The 21462-nt window shown below is 40.8% G+C and carries 18 protein-coding genes; 14 read left to right on the top strand and 4 right to left on the bottom strand.

Annotated elements, in window-relative coordinates; translation table 11 throughout:
- Positions 1-89 precede the first annotated feature (89 nt).
- The 6 genes from rny to Q0J48_RS00945 all read left to right on the top strand — a co-directional run bounded on the left by rny (position 90) and on the right by Q0J48_RS00945 (position 7933).
- The gene (gene rny, locus Q0J48_RS00970; RefSeq protein WP_296240777.1) at positions 90-1643 is read left to right on the top strand and encodes a ribonuclease Y; all 1554 of its coding nucleotides are present in this window, start codon (positions 90-92) and stop codon (positions 1641-1643) included.
- Positions 1644-1778: 135 nt separating this feature from the next.
- On the top strand, positions 1779-1952 hold the full coding sequence (locus Q0J48_RS00965) for a 4Fe-4S binding protein (RefSeq protein WP_183374552.1): 174 nt from the start codon (positions 1779-1781) through the stop codon (positions 1950-1952).
- 82 nt (positions 1953-2034) lie between these two features.
- The gene (gene miaB / locus Q0J48_RS00960) at positions 2035-3468 is read left to right on the top strand and encodes a tRNA (N6-isopentenyl adenosine(37)-C2)-methylthiotransferase MiaB (RefSeq protein WP_296240775.1); all 1434 of its coding nucleotides are present in this window, start codon (positions 2035-2037) and stop codon (positions 3466-3468) included.
- A gap of 26 nt (positions 3469-3494) precedes the next feature.
- Positions 3495-5183 carry a ribonuclease J gene (locus tag Q0J48_RS00955; protein WP_296240774.1) on the top strand — a complete coding sequence of 563 codons (1689 nt, stop codon included), beginning with the start codon at positions 3495-3497 and terminating at the stop codon, positions 5181-5183.
- A 14-nt stretch (positions 5184-5197) separates the two neighbouring features.
- Positions 5198-7489 carry a DNA translocase FtsK gene (locus Q0J48_RS00950; protein ID WP_296240773.1) on the top strand — a complete coding sequence of 764 codons (2292 nt, stop codon included), beginning with the start codon at positions 5198-5200 and terminating at the stop codon, positions 7487-7489.
- Between the two features lie 12 nt (positions 7490-7501).
- Positions 7502-7933 carry a RidA family protein gene (locus tag Q0J48_RS00945; RefSeq protein ID WP_296240771.1) on the top strand — a complete coding sequence of 144 codons (432 nt, stop codon included), beginning with the start codon at positions 7502-7504 and terminating at the stop codon, positions 7931-7933.
- On the opposite strand, the gene Q0J48_RS00940 is transcribed toward Q0J48_RS00945, so the two are convergent.
- Both Q0J48_RS00940 and plsY read right to left on the bottom strand, forming a co-directional pair.
- A complete protein-coding gene (locus tag Q0J48_RS00940) occupies positions 7930-8346 on the bottom strand; it encodes a competence protein ComK (RefSeq protein ID WP_296240769.1) in 417 nt (138 codons plus the stop codon). The genes Q0J48_RS00945 and Q0J48_RS00940 overlap by 4 nt on opposite strands.
- Before the next feature lie 52 nt (positions 8347-8398).
- Entirely contained in the window at positions 8399-9022 is a 624-nt protein-coding gene (gene plsY / locus Q0J48_RS00935; RefSeq protein ID WP_296240768.1) for a glycerol-3-phosphate 1-O-acyltransferase PlsY, read from the bottom strand.
- A 139-nt stretch (positions 9023-9161) separates the two neighbouring features.
- Here plsY and parE point away from each other — a divergent pair, with 139 nt between their 5' ends.
- The 8 genes from parE (at position 9162) to Q0J48_RS00895 (ending at position 18093) form a co-directional block, all read left to right on the top strand.
- Positions 9162-11099 carry a DNA topoisomerase IV subunit B gene (gene parE / locus Q0J48_RS00930; RefSeq protein WP_296240766.1) on the top strand — a complete coding sequence of 646 codons (1938 nt, stop codon included), beginning with the start codon at positions 9162-9164 and terminating at the stop codon, positions 11097-11099.
- Complete coding sequence (parC, locus tag Q0J48_RS00925; protein ID WP_296240765.1) at positions 11086-13590, top strand: DNA topoisomerase IV subunit A; 2505 nt, start codon at positions 11086-11088, stop codon at positions 13588-13590. The genes parE and parC overlap by 14 nt, the downstream gene beginning before the upstream one ends.
- Positions 13571-14461 carry a DMT family transporter gene (locus Q0J48_RS00920; protein ID WP_296240762.1) on the top strand — a complete coding sequence of 297 codons (891 nt, stop codon included), beginning with the start codon at positions 13571-13573 and terminating at the stop codon, positions 14459-14461. Before parC ends, Q0J48_RS00920 begins: the two co-directional genes overlap by 20 nt.
- Positions 14462-14508: 47 nt before the next feature.
- Positions 14509-14724: a YneF family protein gene (locus Q0J48_RS00915; RefSeq protein WP_296240760.1), complete on the top strand. Its 216-nt coding sequence runs from the start codon at positions 14509-14511 to the stop codon at positions 14722-14724.
- A 182-nt stretch (positions 14725-14906) separates the two neighbouring features.
- Entirely contained in the window at positions 14907-15890 is a 984-nt protein-coding gene (locus Q0J48_RS00910) for a PTS sugar transporter subunit IIB (protein ID WP_296240759.1), read from the top strand.
- A 19-nt stretch (positions 15891-15909) separates the two neighbouring features.
- Positions 15910-16722 carry a PTS mannose/fructose/sorbose transporter subunit IIC gene (locus tag Q0J48_RS00905; protein ID WP_296240758.1) on the top strand — a complete coding sequence of 271 codons (813 nt, stop codon included), beginning with the start codon at positions 15910-15912 and terminating at the stop codon, positions 16720-16722.
- Between the two features lie 20 nt (positions 16723-16742).
- Entirely contained in the window at positions 16743-17654 is a 912-nt protein-coding gene (locus Q0J48_RS00900; protein WP_296240757.1) for a PTS system mannose/fructose/sorbose family transporter subunit IID, read from the top strand.
- A 55-nt stretch (positions 17655-17709) separates the two neighbouring features.
- On the top strand, positions 17710-18093 hold the full coding sequence (locus Q0J48_RS00895; RefSeq protein WP_296240755.1) for a DUF956 family protein: 384 nt from the start codon (positions 17710-17712) through the stop codon (positions 18091-18093).
- A gap of 7 nt (positions 18094-18100) precedes the next feature.
- Here Q0J48_RS00895 and Q0J48_RS00890 read toward each other — a convergent pair whose 3' ends face one another.
- Both Q0J48_RS00890 and mnmA read right to left on the bottom strand, forming a co-directional pair.
- Positions 18101-20233 carry an ATP-dependent RecD-like DNA helicase gene (locus Q0J48_RS00890; protein WP_296240754.1) on the bottom strand — a complete coding sequence of 711 codons (2133 nt, stop codon included), beginning with the start codon at positions 20231-20233 and terminating at the stop codon, positions 18101-18103.
- Positions 20220-21389, bottom strand: a complete 1170-nt coding sequence (gene mnmA, locus Q0J48_RS00885; protein WP_296240752.1) for a tRNA 2-thiouridine(34) synthase MnmA — start codon at positions 21387-21389, stop codon at positions 20220-20222. Before mnmA ends, Q0J48_RS00890 begins: the two co-directional genes overlap by 14 nt.
- Positions 21390-21462: the final 73 nt, after the last annotated feature.

Here is a 21462-nt window from a genome sequence, read left to right as displayed (position 1 = left end):
AACTCTATTTAACAATAGACTTTAAGAAATCTATCATGTATAATACTAATAGTTTTTGTTTGAAAAAACTAAGATTAGGAGGTATGAGTATGGATCCAATTACTGCTCTTATCTCAGGGATCATAGGACTGGCTATTGGTGGCGGCGGTATGGTCGTTTACAACAAAGCCGGATTCAATAAAAATCAGCAAGAAGCAGAAAGAATTTTAAAAGACGCCGAATCAGAAGCGCAAGCAAAATTGAAACAGGCGGTTTTAGACGGTAAGACACAGGCTCATGATTTAAAGATCGAAGCCGAAAAAGACATCAAGGAAAGACGTCAAGAAATCCAAAATCTTGAGAACAAATTACTTCGTCGAGAAGATAATTTGAATTTTCGTGATGAAGCTTTAAATCAAAAAGAGCGTCAGATTACCGAAAAAATGCAAAAAGTTACTGATAAACTATCATCCTTAGAGACTAAAGAGAAAAAACTTCAGGATCAAATTGATCAACAGATCGTTATTCTGGAAGGTGTTGCGAAGATGTCGCAGCAGGATGCGAAGTCAGAATTGTTCTCCGTTGTAGAAAAGAAGATGGAGCATGAGACAATCGCATATATCAAGGACAAAGAAGAAGAAGCTAAAGCTACTGCTAAAGAAAAAGCCCAGAATATCATTGCTTTAGCGATTGAAAGAATGTCGCAACAGGAAACACAGGAACGCACTGTGAGTGTTGTCAGCATTCCTGGAGAAGAGATGAAAGGACGCATTATCGGTCGTGAAGGTCGAAACATACGTTCTTTTGAACAAGCTACTGGTGTGGAGTTGAATATCGATGATACACCAGATTTGATCACGATTACTTGCTTTAATCCGATTCGTCGAGAAGTAGCTCGTTTAGCTCTCGAACACTTGATTCGTGACGGAAGGATCCAACCTGGCCGTATCGAAGAAGTTGTTAAGAAATATCAGACAGAGATCAACCAGGAAATTGTTAAAGCTGGGGAAGATGCCATCTTTAAATTAGGAATTGGCAAGATCGATCGTGAAATCGTTAAATTGATCGGTACATTGAAATATCGCTATTCTTATGGACAAAATGCTTTGCAGCATTCTATGGAAGTTGCTTATTTAGCGGGTGCCATGGCTGCTGAGCTAGGTCTGAATCAACAGATGGCAAAACGTGCCGGACTTTTACACGATATCGGGAAAGCCCTGAATATCGAACAGCAAGACGGATCCCATGTTGAACTGGGATACAAGTTCTGTAAAAAACACGGTGAAAAAGAGATCGTCCTTAATGCCATCCTTTCTCATCATGGGGATGCAGAACCTAAGTTCTTAACGAGTCATTTGGTTATTGCAGCCGATACGATCAGCGCTGCCAGACCAGGTGCCAGAAAAGAAAGTGCACAAGCATATATTGATCGTCTGGAAAACCTTGAAAAGATCGCAACATCTTATGAAGGGGTACAAAGTGCCTATGCGATCCAGGCAGGCCGCGAGATTCGTGTCATGGTCAATCCAGAATCCGTCAATGACCAAACTTGTGTGAAATTGGCACGTCAGATTCGTGAACAAATTGAAGAAGAATTGACTTATCCAGGTCAGATCAAAGTCAATGTGATTCGCGAAGTCCGAGCTCAAGAGCTGGCAAAATAAGACAAAGATCGACGGACGTTATTAACGTCCGTCTTCCATTTTATTTACAGTAAGTGTTCACTTACTACTTTGGCTTGAATCCCCTAAATTTAACGTCTATACTATAAATAAAGTTAAATAAGGAGGAGCATAAATATGGCTGTAACTATTGATAAAGATGCTTGCATCGGATGCGCTGCTTGCGTTGGTGGATGTCCTGTTGGGGCACTTTCTATGGATGATGAAGGAAAGTCTACTTGTGACGAAGGAACTTGCATCGACTGCGGTTCTTGCGTAGGAACTTGCCCAGTAGGAGCTATTTCTCAGTAATTATCGATAGGTAAGGCCAGGCCGAGTGCTTGGCTTTTTTTTTGAATAAGATGGAATACTTTCAATATCATAGGAGGTTATCATGAAACTAAGACCGGATTGGATCTTGCCTGATTTGAATGAAGCGAGAAAACGAACAAATAGTCCCGTACCAAGGATCGATCATTTTGTGATCCCGGAAGAAGCAAAATGGATGGGTCAAAATAAAACGTATTATATTTCTACATATGGCTGTCAAGCCAATGAACGAGACAGCGAGACGATGGCAGGGATTTTAGATGCCCTCGGATTTACAAAAAGCGAGTCTCCTGAACATGTTGATGTAATTTTGATCAACACTTGTGCAATTCGTCAGAATGCAACGGAGAAAGTTCTAGGAGAGATTGGAAATTTTAAACGATTATATCGAGAAAATGAAGATCTAGTGATTGGTGTTTGCGGCTGCATGTCCCAGGAAGAGGGATTTGTGGAGAATCTTTTATCCAAATATCCTCAAGTGCGTCTGATCTTTGGGACCCATAACATTCAAGATCTTCCTACAATGTTGTATGAAGTCATGCACGAAGGTAAACGCGTCGTGAAAATCTACTCCAAAGAAGGAGAAGTTTATGAGAATTTACCGGTTCATCGCTTTGGAAAAACAAAAGCTTGGGTCAATATCATGTACGGCTGTGATAAGTTCTGTACCTATTGCATCGTCCCTTATACACGTGGCAAACAACGTTCTCGTCAAATGCAGGAGATCCTTGATGAAGTCCAGGAACTTAAAGAACAAGGATACAAGGAGATCACTTTACTGGGACAGAACGTAAATGCCTATGGAAAGGATATTGATCCACATTTAAATTTTGCGGATTTGTTAGAAGCTTGTGCAAAAACCGAGATCCCTCGAATTCGTTTTACAACATCCCATCCATGGGATTTTACAGATGATATGATTGATGTGATTGCGCAATATGATAATGTAATGCCGTTTGTGCATTTGCCATTGCAGTCTGGCGACTCTGAGATCTTGCGAAGAATGGGAAGACGCTATACAAGAGAATCTTATCTGGAACTCTTTTATAAGATCAAAGAACGCATTCCTAATGTTGCCATCAGTACTGATATCATCGTAGGCTTTCCGGATGAAAGTGATGAGCAGTTTGAAAATACGATCTCTTTAGTTGAAGAGTGTCAATTTGATAACTGTTATACATTTATCTTTTCGGCTCGTCCTGGAACCCCTGCCAGCAAAATGGAAGACCCTATCGATATGGATACAAAGTCAAAACGTCTGGCACGTTTAAATAAAATATGGAATCAGTATGCGCTTGAAAAAAATAAAGCCTATGAAGGAAGAATCGTAACCGTGCTGGTAGATGGGTTCAGTAAAAAGGATAAACACGTTTATTCCGGTTATACGGATACAAATAAACTAGTCAATTTTACGGGTCACAATATTGAGCCGGGAACTTTCGTGCAAGTTCGTATCACAAAGGGAAAAACATTCTCTCTCGATGGGGAAGCCATATGATATAATAGTCTAAGAAACGAGGAAATATGAAAACAAACAACAAAAAACAAAACCTCAAAGAAACAATTCGGATCTTTGCGTTAGGCGGATTGGACGAAGACGGAAAAAACATGTTGGTCGTTGAAGTGGACCAAGACATTTACATCATTGAAGCGGGGATCAAATTCCCGGACGAGAAAGAGTCCTTAGGAATTGAATTCATTGTTCAAGACTTTTCTTATTTAATTGAGAATAAAGATCGCATTGCCGGGATCTTTATCACACATGGTCATGATGATGTGATGGGAGCTCTGCCTTATTTGATGAAAAATATCAAAGCGAATATTTACACTTCACCCCTTGCCAGCAAAGCCATCCATAAAGCTTTCCGCAAAGAAAGAATTACGGGTGCGAAAGTTTATACGATCAAAAGACATGACAGTCGTAAAATCGGGAATCACAAGGTCGTTTTCTTCCCAGTGACACACGCTTATCCAGGAACCTTTGGTGTGGCGATCTCTTCGATGCAAGGGTATATTGTCTATTCCGGTGAGTTTATTGAAGATTATGATGATCTTCATGACAGCTACCGCGGTGATTTTACCACTTGTACAAAACTGGGGAACGAAGGAGTGCTCGTTCTTTTACAAGAAAGTAAAGGAGCAGAAAGAACCGGACATACTTCGCCCAATCATCGTGTGGAAGATCGGTTTGCCCGCGTCTTGGAACAAAATGAGCACAATCGCGTATTTATCAGCGTGTATACACAAAGTGTTTACCGGATCCAGGAGATCATCGACGCCTGCATTCGGTATCGACGTCCCATGATTTTTTATACAAAGGAACTGCGAGAACTGATCGGACACCTGGAAGAGATGGGATTCTCTATTCCGCATGAGCTGATCTTGGATCCTTCCATGATCAAAACACAGAAAACCGATGTGGTCGTGATCATCAGCGGGCAGGGAAAATCTTTGTTTAAGACGTTATCGAACATTGCCAATGATGAAGTGGAAGATATTGACTTTGATCAAAATGATGTGGTCGTGATCGCTTCACCAGTGATCCCAGGGGTTGAAAAAGTCTTTAAATCCATGGAAAACGACATCTATAAAGAAGAAGGCCAGATCATTGTTTTGGATAAGAATGTTCTAAGCATGCATCCATCGAAAGAAGATTTAAAGATGATGATCTTTTTGACTAAGCCTAAGTATTATATCCCGGTCAAAGGAGAATATCGTCATCTCTATATGAATTCGCAAATTGCGATGGAAATGGGCTATAGTCCTTCTCAGATCATTTTGTTGGATAATGGCCAAGTTGCGACATTCGAAAATCAGAAATTGCGTTCTTGTTCTATGGAATTAGAATTACATGATGTGATGATCGATGGAAAAGAAAATTGGGATATGGCCGGTGTCGTTTTGAAAGATCGCGAGATTTTATCGACAGACGGTGTGATGATTTTGGCCATCGGTCTAGATGCCAAGACCAAAAAGATCATCAATGGTCCTGATGTGCAAACGCGCGGCTTGATCTATGTCAAAGATGCTGAGTACATCACGACTGATGTCGCAAAGATCATGGAAGAGACCATTCAGGAAGCTGTAAAGAATAAAACGTATGAAAATATGCAAACACGAAATGAGATTCGTGATAAAATTTCTAAGTATTTATTCAAACAGACCGCAAAAAGACCGATGGTCTTGCCGGTTATTTTAGAAATTAATCAATAAAAGGAGTTGGTGAAATGGCAGCAGCCAAATCAAAAAGAAAATCAAACACCCGCTCAAAATCAACAAGAAGAAATACAAAGTCTAAGACACAGGCAGCCAGGAATGATACAAATCTTGTCCGCGTGTGTCTTCTCCTTTGTTGTGTTGCCTTGAGTATCATAGCGTTGTTTCAGTTTGGAATCGTAGGCGATATTATTTTCCATTTGATTTCGGTCTTTATTGGAAATCTTACGATTCTGTTTTTGCTGATGGCGGCCCTTTTCTGCGTGCTTGATCTCTTTCATTTTGATTTTAGAAAGATCAACAGCCGTTACGGGATTGCTGTTTTATTGGCAATGATTGGCTGGTTGTTGTTGCAGGGATTACATGAATTGACGCAAGGGCAGAGTTGGAGTGCTCTTCAGTCTATTTTCGGGGATCTGTTTGCCTATATACGCGGGATCAATACCACTTCCTGTGGCTTGCTCGGGGCTTTGTTGACCGGGATTTTCCATAGTTTATTTGATTCCACCGGATGTTATGTGATCTTGGCTTTTTTGTTTGTGATCGCAGTTTTCTTGTTTTGTTATGATTTTATCGTTCAAGCGATCCGCGAACAGAGATCGAAACCAAAACCAAAAACAAAACAACCTTCCGCTTCTCCAAAGCGCAAGACGTATAAACAATCTCAATCGGATGCAATCGACCGATCATCCTTATTCATCGATGTGGAACCGGAAGTGATCATGCCAGAACCAGAACCGGAAGTTTTGGAACCTGCCTATCATACAATTGAAAACGAGGAAAAAGAAGAAGTTGTGGATATTCCAGCAGAACCGCGAATGGAACCTGCCGAGTATATTGCGAATGAAGAAGAAGCCTATGCGAATTATCGGTTGCCGCGCCTAACGATTCTCAATGAAGTTGCCAAACGTTCTCGCAAGAACAATGTAAACTCGCAAACGGCTAAGGTGCAAGGACAGAAACTGATCTCTATCCTTCATGAATTTGGAGTCGAAGCGACATTGATCCAAGTTCACATCGGACCAAGTGTCACTAAATTTGAAGTTCGTCCTGAGACGGGCGTTCGCGTGAATAAGATTAGTAATCTACAGTATGATATCAAGATGGCTCTTGCGGCCAAAGATATCCGTATTGAAGCACCTATTCCCGGCAAAAATGCAGTTGGGATCGAGATTCCAAATGTTGAAAAAACCGAAGTGCAGATCAAGGAATTGTTATGTAATATTCCCAAATCTATGAGTGAAAAGAAACTTCTATTTTGCTTAGGGAAAGATCTGATGGGAAATTCTGTCTATGGAGAATTGGATAAGATGCCGCATCTTCTGATTGCCGGAGCAACCGGTTCTGGTAAATCGGTATGTGTCAATTCGATCATCTCTTCCTTTTTGATGCGTACGCGTCCGGATGAAGTCAAACTGGTTTTGATCGATCCTAAAAAGGTCGAGTTTACACCATACAATGATGTGCCTCATTTGCTGGCCCCTGTCATCACGGATGGGGATCTGGCAAACAAAGCTTTGAAAGTCATCGTGAATATCATGGAACATCGATACGATCTGTTTGGCCGGTTAGGTGTTCGCAACATTCAATCCTATAATGAACAAGTACTCAATCATCCTGGTGAAAGTCTCAAACCTTTACCGCGAATTGTGATCATCATTGATGAATTAGCGGATCTGATGTTGGTTGCCGCGAAAGAGGTCGAATCCAGTATACAAAGAATCACGCAATTGGCCAGAGCAGCCGGTATTCATCTGATCGTTGCAACCCAGCGTCCAAGCGTGGATGTTATTACCGGTGTGATCAAAGCGAATATACCTTCGCGTATTGCCTTTGCGGTCAGCTCGGCTACGGATTCAAGGACGATTTTGGACCAAGCAGGAGCCGAACGCTTGCTGGGCTATGGAGATATGTTATATCTTCCAAACGGAGAAAGTACGCCGAAACGAATTCAAGGGGTATTTGTCCATGATGAAGAAGTGAATCGAATTGCTCAATATGTTAAATCCCAGGCGTGTCCACATTATGACGATGCGTTCATTCAACTGAAAGATTTACAAGGTCAGGGCAATGAAGTTGCAGGGGAATGTCTAGATCCGCTTTATGATCAAGTGAAGAACTTTGTGATCCAGTCACGCAGAGCCAGCACTTCTTTGATCCAAAGAAAATTTTCGGTGGGATATTCTCGCGCTGCTCGTCTGATCGATGCATTGGAAGAGCAGGGAATTATTGGACCTGCCAATGGATCAAAACCGAGAGCGATTCTTGTGAAAAACACTTTAGAAGAACCAGAAGAAGAATAGGAGATCGATTTTATGAATATTTTTTTGAATTCAAGCGGAATCCAAGAGGAAGGATCTTGTGTTTCTAAAGCGGTAAGTTTAGGTGATTTTGTCTATGTCAGCGGGCAGATTGGAAAAGGAAATACGATCACTGAACAAACTGTATCTTGCTGCAATACCTTAATGGATGCAATCGAGCCTTTTGGTTTAAAAATGCATCATCTGGTTAAATATACTGTCTACTTAAGAAATTTGGATGATAAATCAGAGTTTTTGAATGTTTTCTCTAAATTTATTGAACCACCGTTTCCATCTTGCACATTTATTCAAGCGGATCGTTTAGAAAACGATGCCTTGGTTTGTGTAGAGGCCTTAGGTGTAAATACGTTGCGTTATGAGAAAGCACAAAGTGAACACAGCTGTTCGGGCGGCTGTTCGCATTGCGATGGAGACTGCCACAATTAGAGATTTAAAGTTTTGATATATCTTCGAATCGCGCGAATATTTTCTTTGATTCGTTGCGGATATTCACATTCTAAACATGTATGGTCTTTAAACACGATCGTACATGTTTTTTTATGATCGATCACTGTTTCTATATTTTCATAACAGATCCATTTATTGGTCGGATCTTTTAAAGATTTGATGGGAAAATAGATTTCGTGAGGATTTTGGTTGACTACGATAGGAATAAATCGCGATTTTTTCATTAATGCGCGAAACGCATCGCGTCGTCCTTCCAATGTAGAACCATGAAGAATACAAAGATGGTCCAAAAAGTGATGCATACTGGAATCGGGAACATATTCGTGACTTGCTTCTTTAACTTTACAGACAGAACTTGTCGCATAATCGTAATACAAATAGTTATCAGACATAAAAAAAACACCTCTTTCATCATTATTTTAAAGAGGTGTTCTTACGGTTTTGTTACATCCAGGAAATTTTATTTTCAGTGGCATTCATGATCTTATGAATGTTGGAACGATGGCGATAGACAACGAGGATCATCATCAGCCAGCTGGCTAAAATAATCATTAAATGATTCAAATCAAGCGATAGGATCCGTGCCGTGATATACATACAGCTGGCAATCGAGCTGGCGATACTTGCCAAAGAGACATATTTAAACAGATACAACATCACGAGAAACATTCCTAAAGGAACGAGTGCATAGCTGATATCATGGAAAGTAAATATCCATAGAGAAACCAAAAAACCAAACATTGTGCTGACAGCTTTTCCGCCTTTAAAATGCGCAAAGACCGGATAACAATGTCCCAAACAACAAGCGACCCCGCACCATATACTGCAAGTCTCGCTTTGTAAGCTGGCTAGTCCCATGGCCAGGACTACTTTTAAGATATCACAGGCAATGACGGCAATCCCGGCATTTCGCCCCAAGACTCTTCCGGCATTGGTTCCACCCAGATTCCCCGAACCATATTGTCTGACATCGGTTTTATAAAATACTTTTCCGATGACCAGGGCAAAAGGAATTGAACCTAAAAGATATCCCATTACGATACAAATCACTAAAATTAGAAAACTCATGATCCATCACCTTTTCATTTCTTCCTTATTTTATCAGTTTTTGTTCCAAATGAAAATCCAGGGCTTCATCATTTGAAGAATGTTTTTGAAAAATACTGATTTTTCCCTTATAATCAATGGTTGTTGAAAGGATGATCAGATGCCTAAAAGTTCTTATGATGAAAACAGTATAGTGATTTTGGAAGGCTTGGAAGCAGTACGAAAGCGTCCAGGCATGTATATCGGTTCAACGGATACTCGAGGACTCCATCATCTGGTTTGGGAGATCGTCGATAATGCGATCGATGAAGCGTTGAACGGTTATGGAAATAAGATCCAAATTACTTTGAATAAAGATAATAGTGTCACTGTTGAAGATCATGGCCGCGGTATGCCGGTGGGAAAACATAAATCCGGCGTCAGCACGCTTGAAGTTATTTTTACGGTCCTTCATGCCGGCGGTAAATTTACAAGTTCTGGCGGTTATCAAAGTGCCGGAGGGTTGCATGGTGTCGGTGCCAGCGTTGTGAATGCGTTGAGTAGCTGGTGTAGAGTGACGGTACATGATGGAAAAGATGTATGGAGTCTTTTATTTGAAGACGGCGGTAAAAAAGTCGGTAAACTCGAAAAAGTCGGTAAGACCAATCGCACAGGAAGTACTGTACAATTTTTGCCGAATCCAAACATATTTAAACAAAATCATTTTTCTTATTCAAAAATCTGTGAAAGAGCACAAGAAGATGCGTTCTTGCTTGAAGGACTGGAAATGGTCGTTACCGATCTAAGGAATAAGAAAAGAGAAACTTCTTATCAATATGAAAATGGACTGCAGGCGTTTATTCAAGAAATTGATCAAGATCATGTTCCGATGCACGAGCCTGTCAGCTTTGAAGGCTTGTCTAATGGAATTCGAATTCGTGGATGTTTTCAATATACAGATGATTACCAAGAAAATGTCTTTAGTTTCACCAATATGGTGCGAACACGTGACGGAGGAAGTCATGAAACGGGGGCCAAGCAGGCATTTACCAAAGTCTTCAACGAATATGCGAGAAAGAATGGCTTTTTAAAAGAAAAAGATAAAGGATTTGAAGGAAACGATATTCGCGAAGGATTGACCCTGGTGATCAACCTGACTGTACCTGAAAATCTTCTTCAGTTTGAAGGACAGACGAAGGAAAAGTTAGGAACGCCGGAAGCTAAAGCGGCTACAGAATCGATTGTAAGCGAAAATCTACGATATTTTTTAGAAGAAAATAAAGAGATTGCCAATACACTGGTTCGTAAGATGTTAAAAGCCGCCAGTGCTCGTATGGCTGCTCGAAAAGCCCGCGAAGATGCCAGAAAAGGAAAAGGGAATAAAAAATCAGAAAGAGTGTTGTCGGGCAAACTCGCCAGTGCTCAAAGTAAAGATGCACGCCGTAAAGAATTGTATCTGGTCGAAGGGGATTCTGCCGGGGGCAGTGCCAAACAAGGACGAGATTCAAAATATCAGGCGATCTTGCCGTTGCGTGGGAAGGTTTTGAACACCGAAAAAGCAAGTTTAGAAAACATTGAAAAAAACGAAGAATTGAATACGATCATCCACGCTTTAGGTGCTGGTGTCGGCAAAGACTTTAATGCCGAGGATTCTAATTATTACAAAGTGATCATCATGACCGATGCGGATGATGATGGTGCGCATATACAAAATCTTTTATTGACATTCTTTTACCGATATATGCGCGATCTGATCGATCATGAAATGTTATATATCGCCTTGCCGCCTTTATACCGCATCGCAAAAGGAAAAGAGGAGTATTATCTGTATACCGATGAAGAGCTGGAAGAGAAAAAACAGGAACTCAAAAAAGGGTATACGATCACTCGTTATAAGGGTCTTGGGGAAATGAACGCATCGCAGTTATGGGATACGACAATGAATCCACAGACCAGAACCTTGCTTTGTGTGACGATTGAAAATGCAGTCATGGCTGAACGCCGTGTGCATGAACTGATGGGTGATAAAGCCGAACTTCGTCGGAACTGGATTGAGGATAATGTCGTCTTTACCTTAGAAGATGATTATGCAAAGGAGGTGCGCCATGAAAAAGAATAACAACGCTCATCAAGAACAAATTTTAAAAAATTCGTTAGAAGATATCATGGCGGATCGTTTTGCGCGATATTCAAAATACATCATTCAAGAGCGCGCTTTGCCGGATGCGCGTGACGGTCTTAAACCAGTACAGCGCAGGATCTTATACGCAATGTATGAAGATGGTAACACATTTCAGAAACCGTATCGAAAAAGTGCAAAAACCGTTGGTAATGTCATTGGGAACTATCATCCGCATGGAGATAGTTCGGTTTATGATGCTATGGTTCGTTTGTCTCAACCTTGGAAGATCACGCATCCTTTGGTGGATATGCAAGGAAACAATGGATCGATTGATGACGATCCGGCAGCGGCCATGCGTTATACCGAAGCCAGGCTTTCTAAAATCAGCGATTTTTTATTACAAGATATACAAAAGGATACAGTGCAATGGGCTCCCAATTTCTCCGATGAAAAAATGGAGCCTACGGTTCTGCCGGCCCGATACCCTAATTTACTGACTCATGGGATTTCCGGGATTGCAGCCGGTTATGCGACCAATATTCCGCCGCATAATCTGAATGAAGTGATTCAGGCAGCCATCTACCGCATTGAAAATCCAAACTGTTCCTTAGAGGATTTGATGCAGTTTGTGAAGGGTCCGGATTTTCCGACCGGCGGTATTGTTATGGGGATCCAGGGCATCAAAGAAGCTTTTTCCTCGGGAAGAGGAAAGATCTTGATTCGTTCCAAAGTCCATGTGGAAGAAACGCGAACGATCAAACAGCTCGTTGTTACGGAGATTCCTTATGAAGTGATCAAGAGTCAATTGGTCAAAAAGATCGATGATATCCGATTGAATAAAGGAGTCGATGGAATTCTCGACGTTCGTGATGAGAGTGATCGAAATGGCTTGCGTATCGTTGTGGATCTTAAGAAAGAGGCAAACGATGAGTCTATTCTAAACTATTTATATAAGAATACTGATTTACAGATTTCTTATAATTACAATATGATCGCAATCGTAAACAAGGCGCCAGTACAGATGTCTTTAGCGATGGCACTGGATTCTTTTATCAATCATAGGGAAGAGGTCGTTTTACGTCGCAGTCGATTTGATTTAAATGCGAAAAGTGCACGTGCTCATATCTTAGAAGGGTTGATCAAAGCTGTATCGGTGATGGATGAAATCATTGCCTTGATTCGTTCTTCTAAAGACAAACAAGACGCGAAGAATCATTTAATCGAACGATTCTTTTTTTCAGAAGCTCAAGCCGAGGCAATCGTAACGATGCGATTATATCGATTGACGCATACCGACATCCAGGAACTTAGGGATGAATATGATTCTTTACAGAAAGAAATTCACTTATTGGAGGGGATTCTTACCAGCCGCAAAAAGTTGCATTCTCTTTTGATCAAAGAGTTAAAAGAAGTGAACACGATTTTCCAGTCACCGCGTCGATCGGTGATCCAAGATGAAATCGAAGAACTGGTGATCGATCCTATGGCCATGATCGCAGACGAACAAGTGATGGTCACGATGAGTCGGGACGGCTATGTAAAAAGAGTGAGCCTGCGTTCTTATAATGCATCTGGAGAAAGCATGAGCGGGCATAAAGAAGGAGATCCTATTTTATTCTCCGGACAATGCAGCACACGCACTACACTTCTATTCTTTACGAGTCGGGGAACATATGGATATTTACCGGTTTACTCCATAGAAGAAGCAAAATGGAAGGATCTTGGAAAACATTTAAACAATTATTTAAAGATTGATTCGAACGAGAAGATCATCCAGGCATTGATCGTTGATGATTTTGATAAGAATGTAGATATGATCTATGCTTCTCGTTATGGAATGATCAAACGAACTGCCTTTCAGGAATTAAAGGTTTCGCGGGCTAATAAAACAATTTGCTGCATGAAGATCGGAGAAGCCGACGAAATGATTGCGGCGCTCCCGTCTTTCCATCAAGATGATAAGATCTTGCTGGCATCGACCAATGGGTTTGCGCTCTCTTATGCAGCGGATCAGGTTCCGGTGATTTCCTTGCGTTCTAAGGGTGTTAAAGCTATGAATCTGGAGGCCAAAGATTCCATTTGTTCTGTATGTGTCTTAAGTAAAGAACACGGACAAGTCTTGTTTATCACACAAAAAGGACAGATGAAACGTTTAAAGCTTGCCCAGATTCCAGAATTTAGACGTCCGGCCAAAGGAAACCGAATCTGTAAGTTGGTAAAATCCAACCCAAGTCAAGTGCAGTATATCCAGCCGTTAGAGGATATTCAGGTTCCTGTTATGGTCGAGGCTAGCGAAAGAATTTCGGTTCTTCCTGCTTCGGTACCTTTGATGAGTCCAGAATCTACTTTCTCTTCGCCTTATGGTCAGATTGAAAACTTTGTAATTTCTAAGGGCATTGAAACGATCATAGATGGCGACTGGATCCATGAAAAGGAAACGCAGCAGCTGACTTTATTTGAGGTAGGCCATGACGAAAAACAAAGCTAATTTCGTGTGCTTGCTCGTTGCAGCAATTTGGGGCGGAGGATTCATCGCAACCGATGCCGCCCTTTCTACCTTTGATCCATTTACTGTCTTATGGATACGTTTTCTGGGAGCCGGCATCGTAAGTTGGTGTGTTGTCAAAGTCAAAGGATGTTCTATCAATCGCGACGCTTTAAAAAAAGGTGCAATATCCGGTGTCTTTTTATACCTAGCTTTTGCGTTTCAAACATTTGGCTTGGATTTGACGAATACGGGACAGAATGCTTTTTTGACGGCTGTTAATGTTGTCTTGGTGCCTTATATAGCCTGGATCGTATTTCGCAGACGACCGCTGCGTATTCAAGTTTTGGCGAGCGTGGTTTGTTTGTGCGGGATTGGTTGTTTGTCTTTATCGCAAGGATCGATCTTCTTGTCTTTTGGCGATTTATTGTCTTTGATCTGTGCATTGTTTTTCGCATGCCATATTTTGTCTTTGGAATATTCTTCAAAAGATCAGGATGTGACGGTGATCAATGCGATCCAGATGAGCGTAGCCGCTCTTCTTTCAATACCGGGGTGTTTCTTGTTGGAAACTTGGCCGGCTCATATTTCATTGCAGGCGATCTTCAGTTGCCTTTATATGATCTTAGTGGCCACATGGCTGGCTTTTCAACTTCAGACATTTGCACAAAAATATACAGATGCCGCCAGTGCCAGCGTACTGTTGTGCACCGAGTCTCTTTTTGCGAATGTTTTTGGTTTTTTGCTTTTACATGAACAAAAATCTTTTGTGATGATCGTCGGAGGATTGTTGATCTTTTCTTCTGTCTTGCTGGTCGAGGGATCGGATTTCTTTCAAACAAATCGGATTTTCAAACGGTTGTCAAAAGAATAAAAAAATAGTAATATATCTAATAGTGATAACAGTGAGGATGATTTTTTATGGAATGGTTAACTTCAATAATTTACACGTTGATTGGCGTTGCTATCGGTGGAGGCTTGGGATTTTACTTCACTAAGAAAAAATTTGAAAAAGAATTAAAGGAAAATCCACCAATCAATGAGAAAATGATTCGGGCCATGTTCCTTCAGATGGGACGTAAACCGAGCGAAGCACAGATTCGCCAAATCATGAAATCCATTAATCAGAGTCGTTAGCGGAATAAAATTCCGCTTTTATTTTGTCATTTTCACATTATGTAATATTATGTGAATTTATTGTGAAAAGCATTGAATTTCAACGGGTATGTGATTTAATAAAGTTAGGTGTAACCATGTATAAGTAAGCTTATGAAGAACTTTATACTTGATAAGCCCGCACATTAGTTTAGGAGGTATATATGGTAGGAATTATTCTTGCGAGTCACGGAGACTTTGCCGAAGGCATCTATCATTCTGGTTCTATGATCTTTGGTGAACAAGCCAATGTCAAACCATGCATATTGAAGCCTAGCGAAGGACCTGAAGACATTCGCAGCAAAATGGAAGAAGCCATCGCTTCTTTCACGGATCAGGAAGAAGTCTTATTCCTGGTTGACCTTTGGGGAGGAACTCCTTTCAATCAAGCCAGTGCCTTAAAAGAAGGGCATGACAAATGGGCAATCGTAACCGGTCTGAATTTGCCGATGTTGATTGAAGCTTATGCGTCTCGAATGAGTATGGATACGGCTCACGCGATTGCAACTCATATTGTTACTACGGCTCGTGAAGGGGTACGTTCATTGCCAGAAGATCTTGAACCGCAGAAAGAATCAGAAACGTCGGCTCAAGAAAATTCAGCTCCACAGCAGGCAATTCCTGAAGGAACTGTTCTAGGAGATGGCCATATTAAATATGTTCTTGCTCGTGTGGATACCCGCTTGTTACATGGACAAGTGGCTACGACTTGGACGAAATCTACTTCGCCAGATCGTATCATTGTCGTTTCTGACAGTGTTGCTCATGATGATTTGAGAAAAAATATGATCATTCAGGCGGCACCTCCAGGCGTTAAAGCGCACGTCGTTCCTATCGACAAGATGATCGCCGTGGATAAAGACCCGCGTTTTGGGGCAACAAAAGCTTTACTGTTGTTTGAAACACCACAAGATGCTTTACGAGCGATTCAAGGTGGGGTAGAGATCAAAAAGTTGAACATTGGTTCCATGGCTCATTCACAAGGAAAAGTGGCTGTTACAAAAGCGTTGGCTTTTGATAAAGACGATGTTCAGACCATCAAAGACTTGAAAGATCTTGGTGTAGAATTTGATGTTCGTAAAGTTCCGGCAGACAGTCCAGAAGATATGGATTCTATCATTAAGAAAGCCGAAGCAGAGCTTGAGTAATAGGGTTTGGAGGATCACTATGAGTTTTATTACAGTATTATTGATTGTGATCGTAGCCTTTTTAGCTGGTATGGAAGGTGTTTTGGATGAATTCCAATTCCATCAGCCACTGGTTGCGTGTACATTGATTGGTTTGGTCAGCGGTCATTTAACGGAAGGTGTCATGCTGGCAGGCAGTTTACAGTTAATGGCTTTAGGTTGGGCCAACGTTGGTGCTGCCGTTGCACCGGATGCTGCTTTAGCGTCAGTTGCATCTGCAATCATCATGGTATTAGGTCTAGATGGATCAACCGCGGTTGACAGCGTGATTTCTACTTCTATCGCAGTTGCTGTTCCCTTGTCTGTAGCTGGTTTGTTCTTAACGATGATCTGCCGTACTTTGGCAATCCCTATCGTTCATATCATGGATGGAGGAGCGGAAAAGGGAAGCTTTAAAACGATTGAAATTTGGCAATACATCGCGATTGCCATGCAAGGACTTCGTATTGCGATCCCGGCAGCTATTTTATGTTTTGTTCCTTCCAGTGCTGTTACGACTGCTTTGCAGGCCATGCCTGCGTGGTTGTCAGATGGTATGACCGTAGGTGGCGGTATGGTTGCTGCCGTTGGTTATGCCATGGTTATCAATATGATGGCAACAAAAGAAACTTGGCCATTCTTCGCTTTAGGTTTTGTGCTGGCTTGTATCAATGAATTAACTTTGATTGGACTTGGTGTCATTGGGGTAGCCTTGGCTTTGATCTATCTGACTTTAAAAGAAAGCGGAGGATCTTCTTCTGGCGGTTCATCCAATACTGGAGACCCATTAGGAGATATCTTAAATGATTATTAGGATCTAAAGGAGGAAAGAATATGGCTGAAAAAATCACATTATCTAAAAAAGATCGTATGAAAGTTTGTTGGCGTCATCAGTTCCTTCAAGGATCTTGGAACTATGAACGTATGCAGAATGGAGGCTGGTGCTATTCCATCATTCCGGCTATTAAAAAGCTTTATTCGAATAAAGAGGATCAAATCGCCGCATTAAAACGTCATATGGAGTTCTATAATACACATCCTTATGTTTCTTCTCCCGTTATGGGTGTTACTCTTGCTATGGAAGAGGAACGTGCTAACGGAGCCCAGATCGATGATGTCGCAATTCAAGGTGTTAAGGTTGGTATGATGGGGCCTTTGGCTGGTGTCGGTGACCCTGCATTCTGGTTTACGATGCGTCCAATCTTAGGAGCTTTAGGTGCTTCGTTTGCGATGAGCGGAAATATCTTGGGACCTATTTTGTTCTTTGTGTTGTGGAATGTGATCCGTTATGCGTTTATGTGGTACACACAAGAATTTGGATATAAAGTGGGAACTTCTATTACAAACGACCTTTCTGGCGGTTTACTAGGAAAAATCACTCAAGGTGCCAGCATCTTAGGGATGTTCATCATCGGTGCTTTGGTCCAGCGTTGGGTGAGCATCAGTTTGACACCGATTGTATCTACCGTTGAAAATGATGCTGTAAACATTATCGATTTTAGTAAGTTTGACGGAACAGGGGAAGCCTTGAAATCCATTTTACAACAATACGATAGCGGAATGTTCCTTTATGACACAACGAGCACTTCCTTACAGGCAAACTTGGATTCTTTGATTCCGGGTCTTCTTGCGGTATGTTTGACTTTATTTATTTGCTGGTTACTCAAGAAGAATGTTTCGCCAATTGTTATCATTATCGGATTGTTTATCGTAGGTATCGTTGGTGTTTTATTGAACATTATGTAAGATCGATCATCGGAACCTGTGGACATACAGGTTCCTTTTTTAAAGGAGGATTTGTATGGTTCAATCGATGAATACAAAAGTGGATCTCACAGTAAAAGGGACTTCTTATCTAGGTTTAACCAGTACCGGGAAAATTATGATTGGTGATCAGGCATTTGAGTACTACAATGATCGTAAAGTGGAGGATTTTATACAAATCCCTTGGAATCAAATCGATTATATTGCAGCCTCCGTATATTTTAATCGGTGGATCAACCGTTTTGCCATATTTACCTATGAATCTGGACACTTTTCTTTTTCTGCCGGCAAACGAAATAAAGAACTGTTACGGACAATCCAGAAATATATCTCTCCTGAAAAGATGCTTCGATCTTTAGGTTTTTTTGCAGTCTTAAAACGTGGAATCTTAAATCTTTTCAAGCGAAAAAAGAGCTCTTGATCATAAATCAAGAGTTCTTTGTCTTTTGGATATCCAGGATCTGTGCCTGCAAGGTCGTTTGTCGTATACGTCTTTCTTTTAAACGGATCTGTTTTTCGAAAACAAATTTTTGTCCGAGGATGTAAAGACATTTTTTTGCTCGAGAAATAGCGGTATATAATAAGCGTTTATTCAACATATGGATATTTGTACGATCGACCACAACGATGACAGTATCGTATTCACTTCCTTGTGATTTATGTACGCTAATACAATACGCATGTTTTAAGTAATACAAAAAGTCGGTGGTAAAATCAACAATTCGATTTCCGAAATCGACGGAGATGCACTTCTCATTTTTTCCTGATTTGATTTCGATGATGCTCCCTATATCGCCATTATAGACATCTTCTTCCGGAAGGTTTTTCAACAACATCACTTTATCTTCTTCACGAAAGATCGTTGTTCCTACTTTGATCTCATGTTTTTCGGAATCAAAGGGATTGAACTGTTCCTGTAAAGTTTGATTGATCGCATCGATCCCGATGGAACCCTTATACATACAAGAGAGAACTTGAAAACGATCAACATCGAGATCGGCCGTGATCTTCTGTAATTCAGGAAGAATATCTATGGTTTCTTTTTCTACGAAAGACACACCATCCTGATAATGACACGCTTCTTCTTTACGGATCTCTCTTGCGAGTGTGACGATTCCGGAACCATTCTTTTGGCGGAAGATTTTTTCCAGATGTGTGATCGGGAAGATCTTTGTTTCAATCAAGTCTTGAAATACTTTTCCCGGGCCAACGCTTTCCAGCTGGTCCTCATCGCCAATCAGTAAAATTCGTGTTTTACAAGGTAAAGCTTTTAATAAACTGCAGAACAGATGGGTATCGACCATACTAAACTCATCGACGATCAAGAAATCGATATCGAGAAGTTCGTCTTCATTTTTTCCAAATGTATTATCTTCTTTATTCCATTTCAGCAAAGAATGAATTGTCTTACTGTCACCATAGGACAGGTCGCTCAATCGTTTGCTGGCACGGCCAGTCGGGGCACAAAGCTGGATATTTGCATTCGCATAGAAGGTTCGAATCAGTTCCAAGATTGCTTTTACGGTTGTCGTTTTCCCGGTTCCTGGTCCGCCGTTGAGAAGACTGATGCTGGACTTAAAAAATGTTTCGATCGCATTTTTCTGCTGGGTATCATAAGTGATTCCAAAGCGAAATTCTACTTGATCGAGCTCATGGGACAAATCCTGTTCCTGGATGGTTTCTACAGGGAATTGATGTTCTTTTAAGAGACGAGCAATTTCTTTTTCTTCCTGATATAGACCAAATACATAGATTCGATCTTCTACAAGTTCAAAATTAGAGATATTTTTCAAACGTTCCAAACTTTCTTCTAGAACTTGCGTCGAATAAGCCGAACATTGGTTGGCCAAAGTAACAAAATGGATAAAAGTGTTTCCGCTAGCCATGGTCAATTGACGTAACGTTTCGTAAATAAACGCATCAAATCGGCGACGGTCGGTTGGCTGCAGCTGGAGACCGTTTGCCAATTTTAAAGCAGATCGGTAACCAAATCCATAGATCTCATAGTAAGGTCTGAAACAATCCTCTTGTAGGACTTTTTGCGGATCTGCATAGTTTTGTTCCAATAAGAGGATCTTATTTTGGTCAAGACCGTATTCCATGCATTGATAAAAAAAGTCGCTATGTTGATCAAAGGCTTGGATTCCATCTCTTAAGATTTGTTTCTTCTTCTTGTTTAATCCCGGTACTTCGTCGAGCCTTTCCGGACTTTCTTTGATGATATCCAGACAATCTTCACCCAAAGTATCGTAGATCAGCTGGGCGGTTTTTGTTCCTATGGTCGGAAAATCAGCGCTGCTTAAAAACCGAATGATTGAATCTTTAAATTTGGGAAGCATTTTGATCGCATTTTGAATTTGAAATTGTAGTCCGTATTTTGGATGGTTTGTATATTGTCCAGCAAGTTCATATTCTTGATCTTCTAAAGGGTCCATTAAAGTCCCGGCAGCTACAAAATAGTGGTAGGTTTCGGTCTCAGAAAAAGAACCCACCACATAGTGAGTTTGTTCGTTTTGAAAAATGATGTGTTCTAATAATGCTTTGATCTTAATCGTTTCCAAATTGTTTCTCCTGATAGGTTTTCAAGATCTTCGAGTTTAAATCTTCGTCATCGATGTAAACTTCTTCAATGACACCGCCCCCCAGACAGATTTGATGGTCATAGAAAACCGCTTCTTGACCTACTGTAACAGAGGCGATTTTTTGAGGATAAGTCACTAAGACGCTGTCTTTTGAAACCAACTGGATCTGGACAGGCTGATCGGGCTGTCGATATCGAAATTTACATCCTAAGGATGTTGCGATTTGATCAGGATCTGGTACGAGCCAGTTGATTCCTTTTACCAAACAAGAATTTGAATAAAGCCATTCCTTGTGATCGACGCGGCAAACAAACAAGATATTCTTTTTTACATCTTTGCCGCAAACAAACCAAGGTCCTTTTTCGTGATCGATATTTAAGCCTTTTCGCTGTCCGATTGTATAATAAAGGACTCCGACATGTCGGGCAATCTTTTTTCCGGTATCAATATCGACGATATCGCCCTCTTGACTGGGAAGATAATTGGATAAGAATTGACGAAAATTTCGCTCACCAATAAAACAGATCCCCGTACTATCCTTTTTAGATGAAACACTGTCTAAATGAAGTTTTTGCGCAATCTCTCTGACTTCTGGTTTTGTGAGTGTTCCTAGCGGGAAAAGAGTTTTTTTGAGCGCTCTTTCATTGATTTGACAGAGGAAATAAGTTTGATCCTTGTTCTGATCGGCAGCTTTTGTCAAATACATAAAACCGTCAATTTCTTGATTGGAACAATAATGTCCGGTCGCAACATAATCAAAACCATTTTTCATGGCATATTCAAAAAAGGCATCAAATTTAATATATTTGTTGCACAAAATATCAGGGTTTGGAGTTCTACCTTTTTCATATTCATTTAAAAAGGTCATAAAAACGTCATTCCAATACTCTTGAATGAAATCCACTCTTTGTAATTCGAGTCCCAAATGATCCGCTACCGCTTTGGCATCGAGATAATCTTGTTCTTGCGGACAGATGTCATCTTGGATCGTTGGATTTCCTTCGATATCGTTATTCGCAAAGGAATCCCAGTTTCTCATAAAACAACAGGTGACATCATATCCTTGTTCTTTTAATAAATAGGCGGCTACTGCCGAATCGACTCCGCCGCTGAGTCCTACAAGCACTTTTTTCATATTTTCATTATAGTCGAATCCAAAATGAATTCCTAGTTCCTTTCTCATTCACGCTGATATAAAAAAACCACAG

The sequence above is a fragment of the uncultured Faecalicoccus sp. genome, from assembly GCF_944325745.1.
GTDB lineage: Bacteria > Bacillota_I > Bacilli_A > Erysipelotrichales > Erysipelotrichaceae > Faecalicoccus.
The sequence above is the reverse complement of the archived record's forward strand: the minus strand, read 5'-3'. Positions and strand labels throughout refer to the sequence as shown.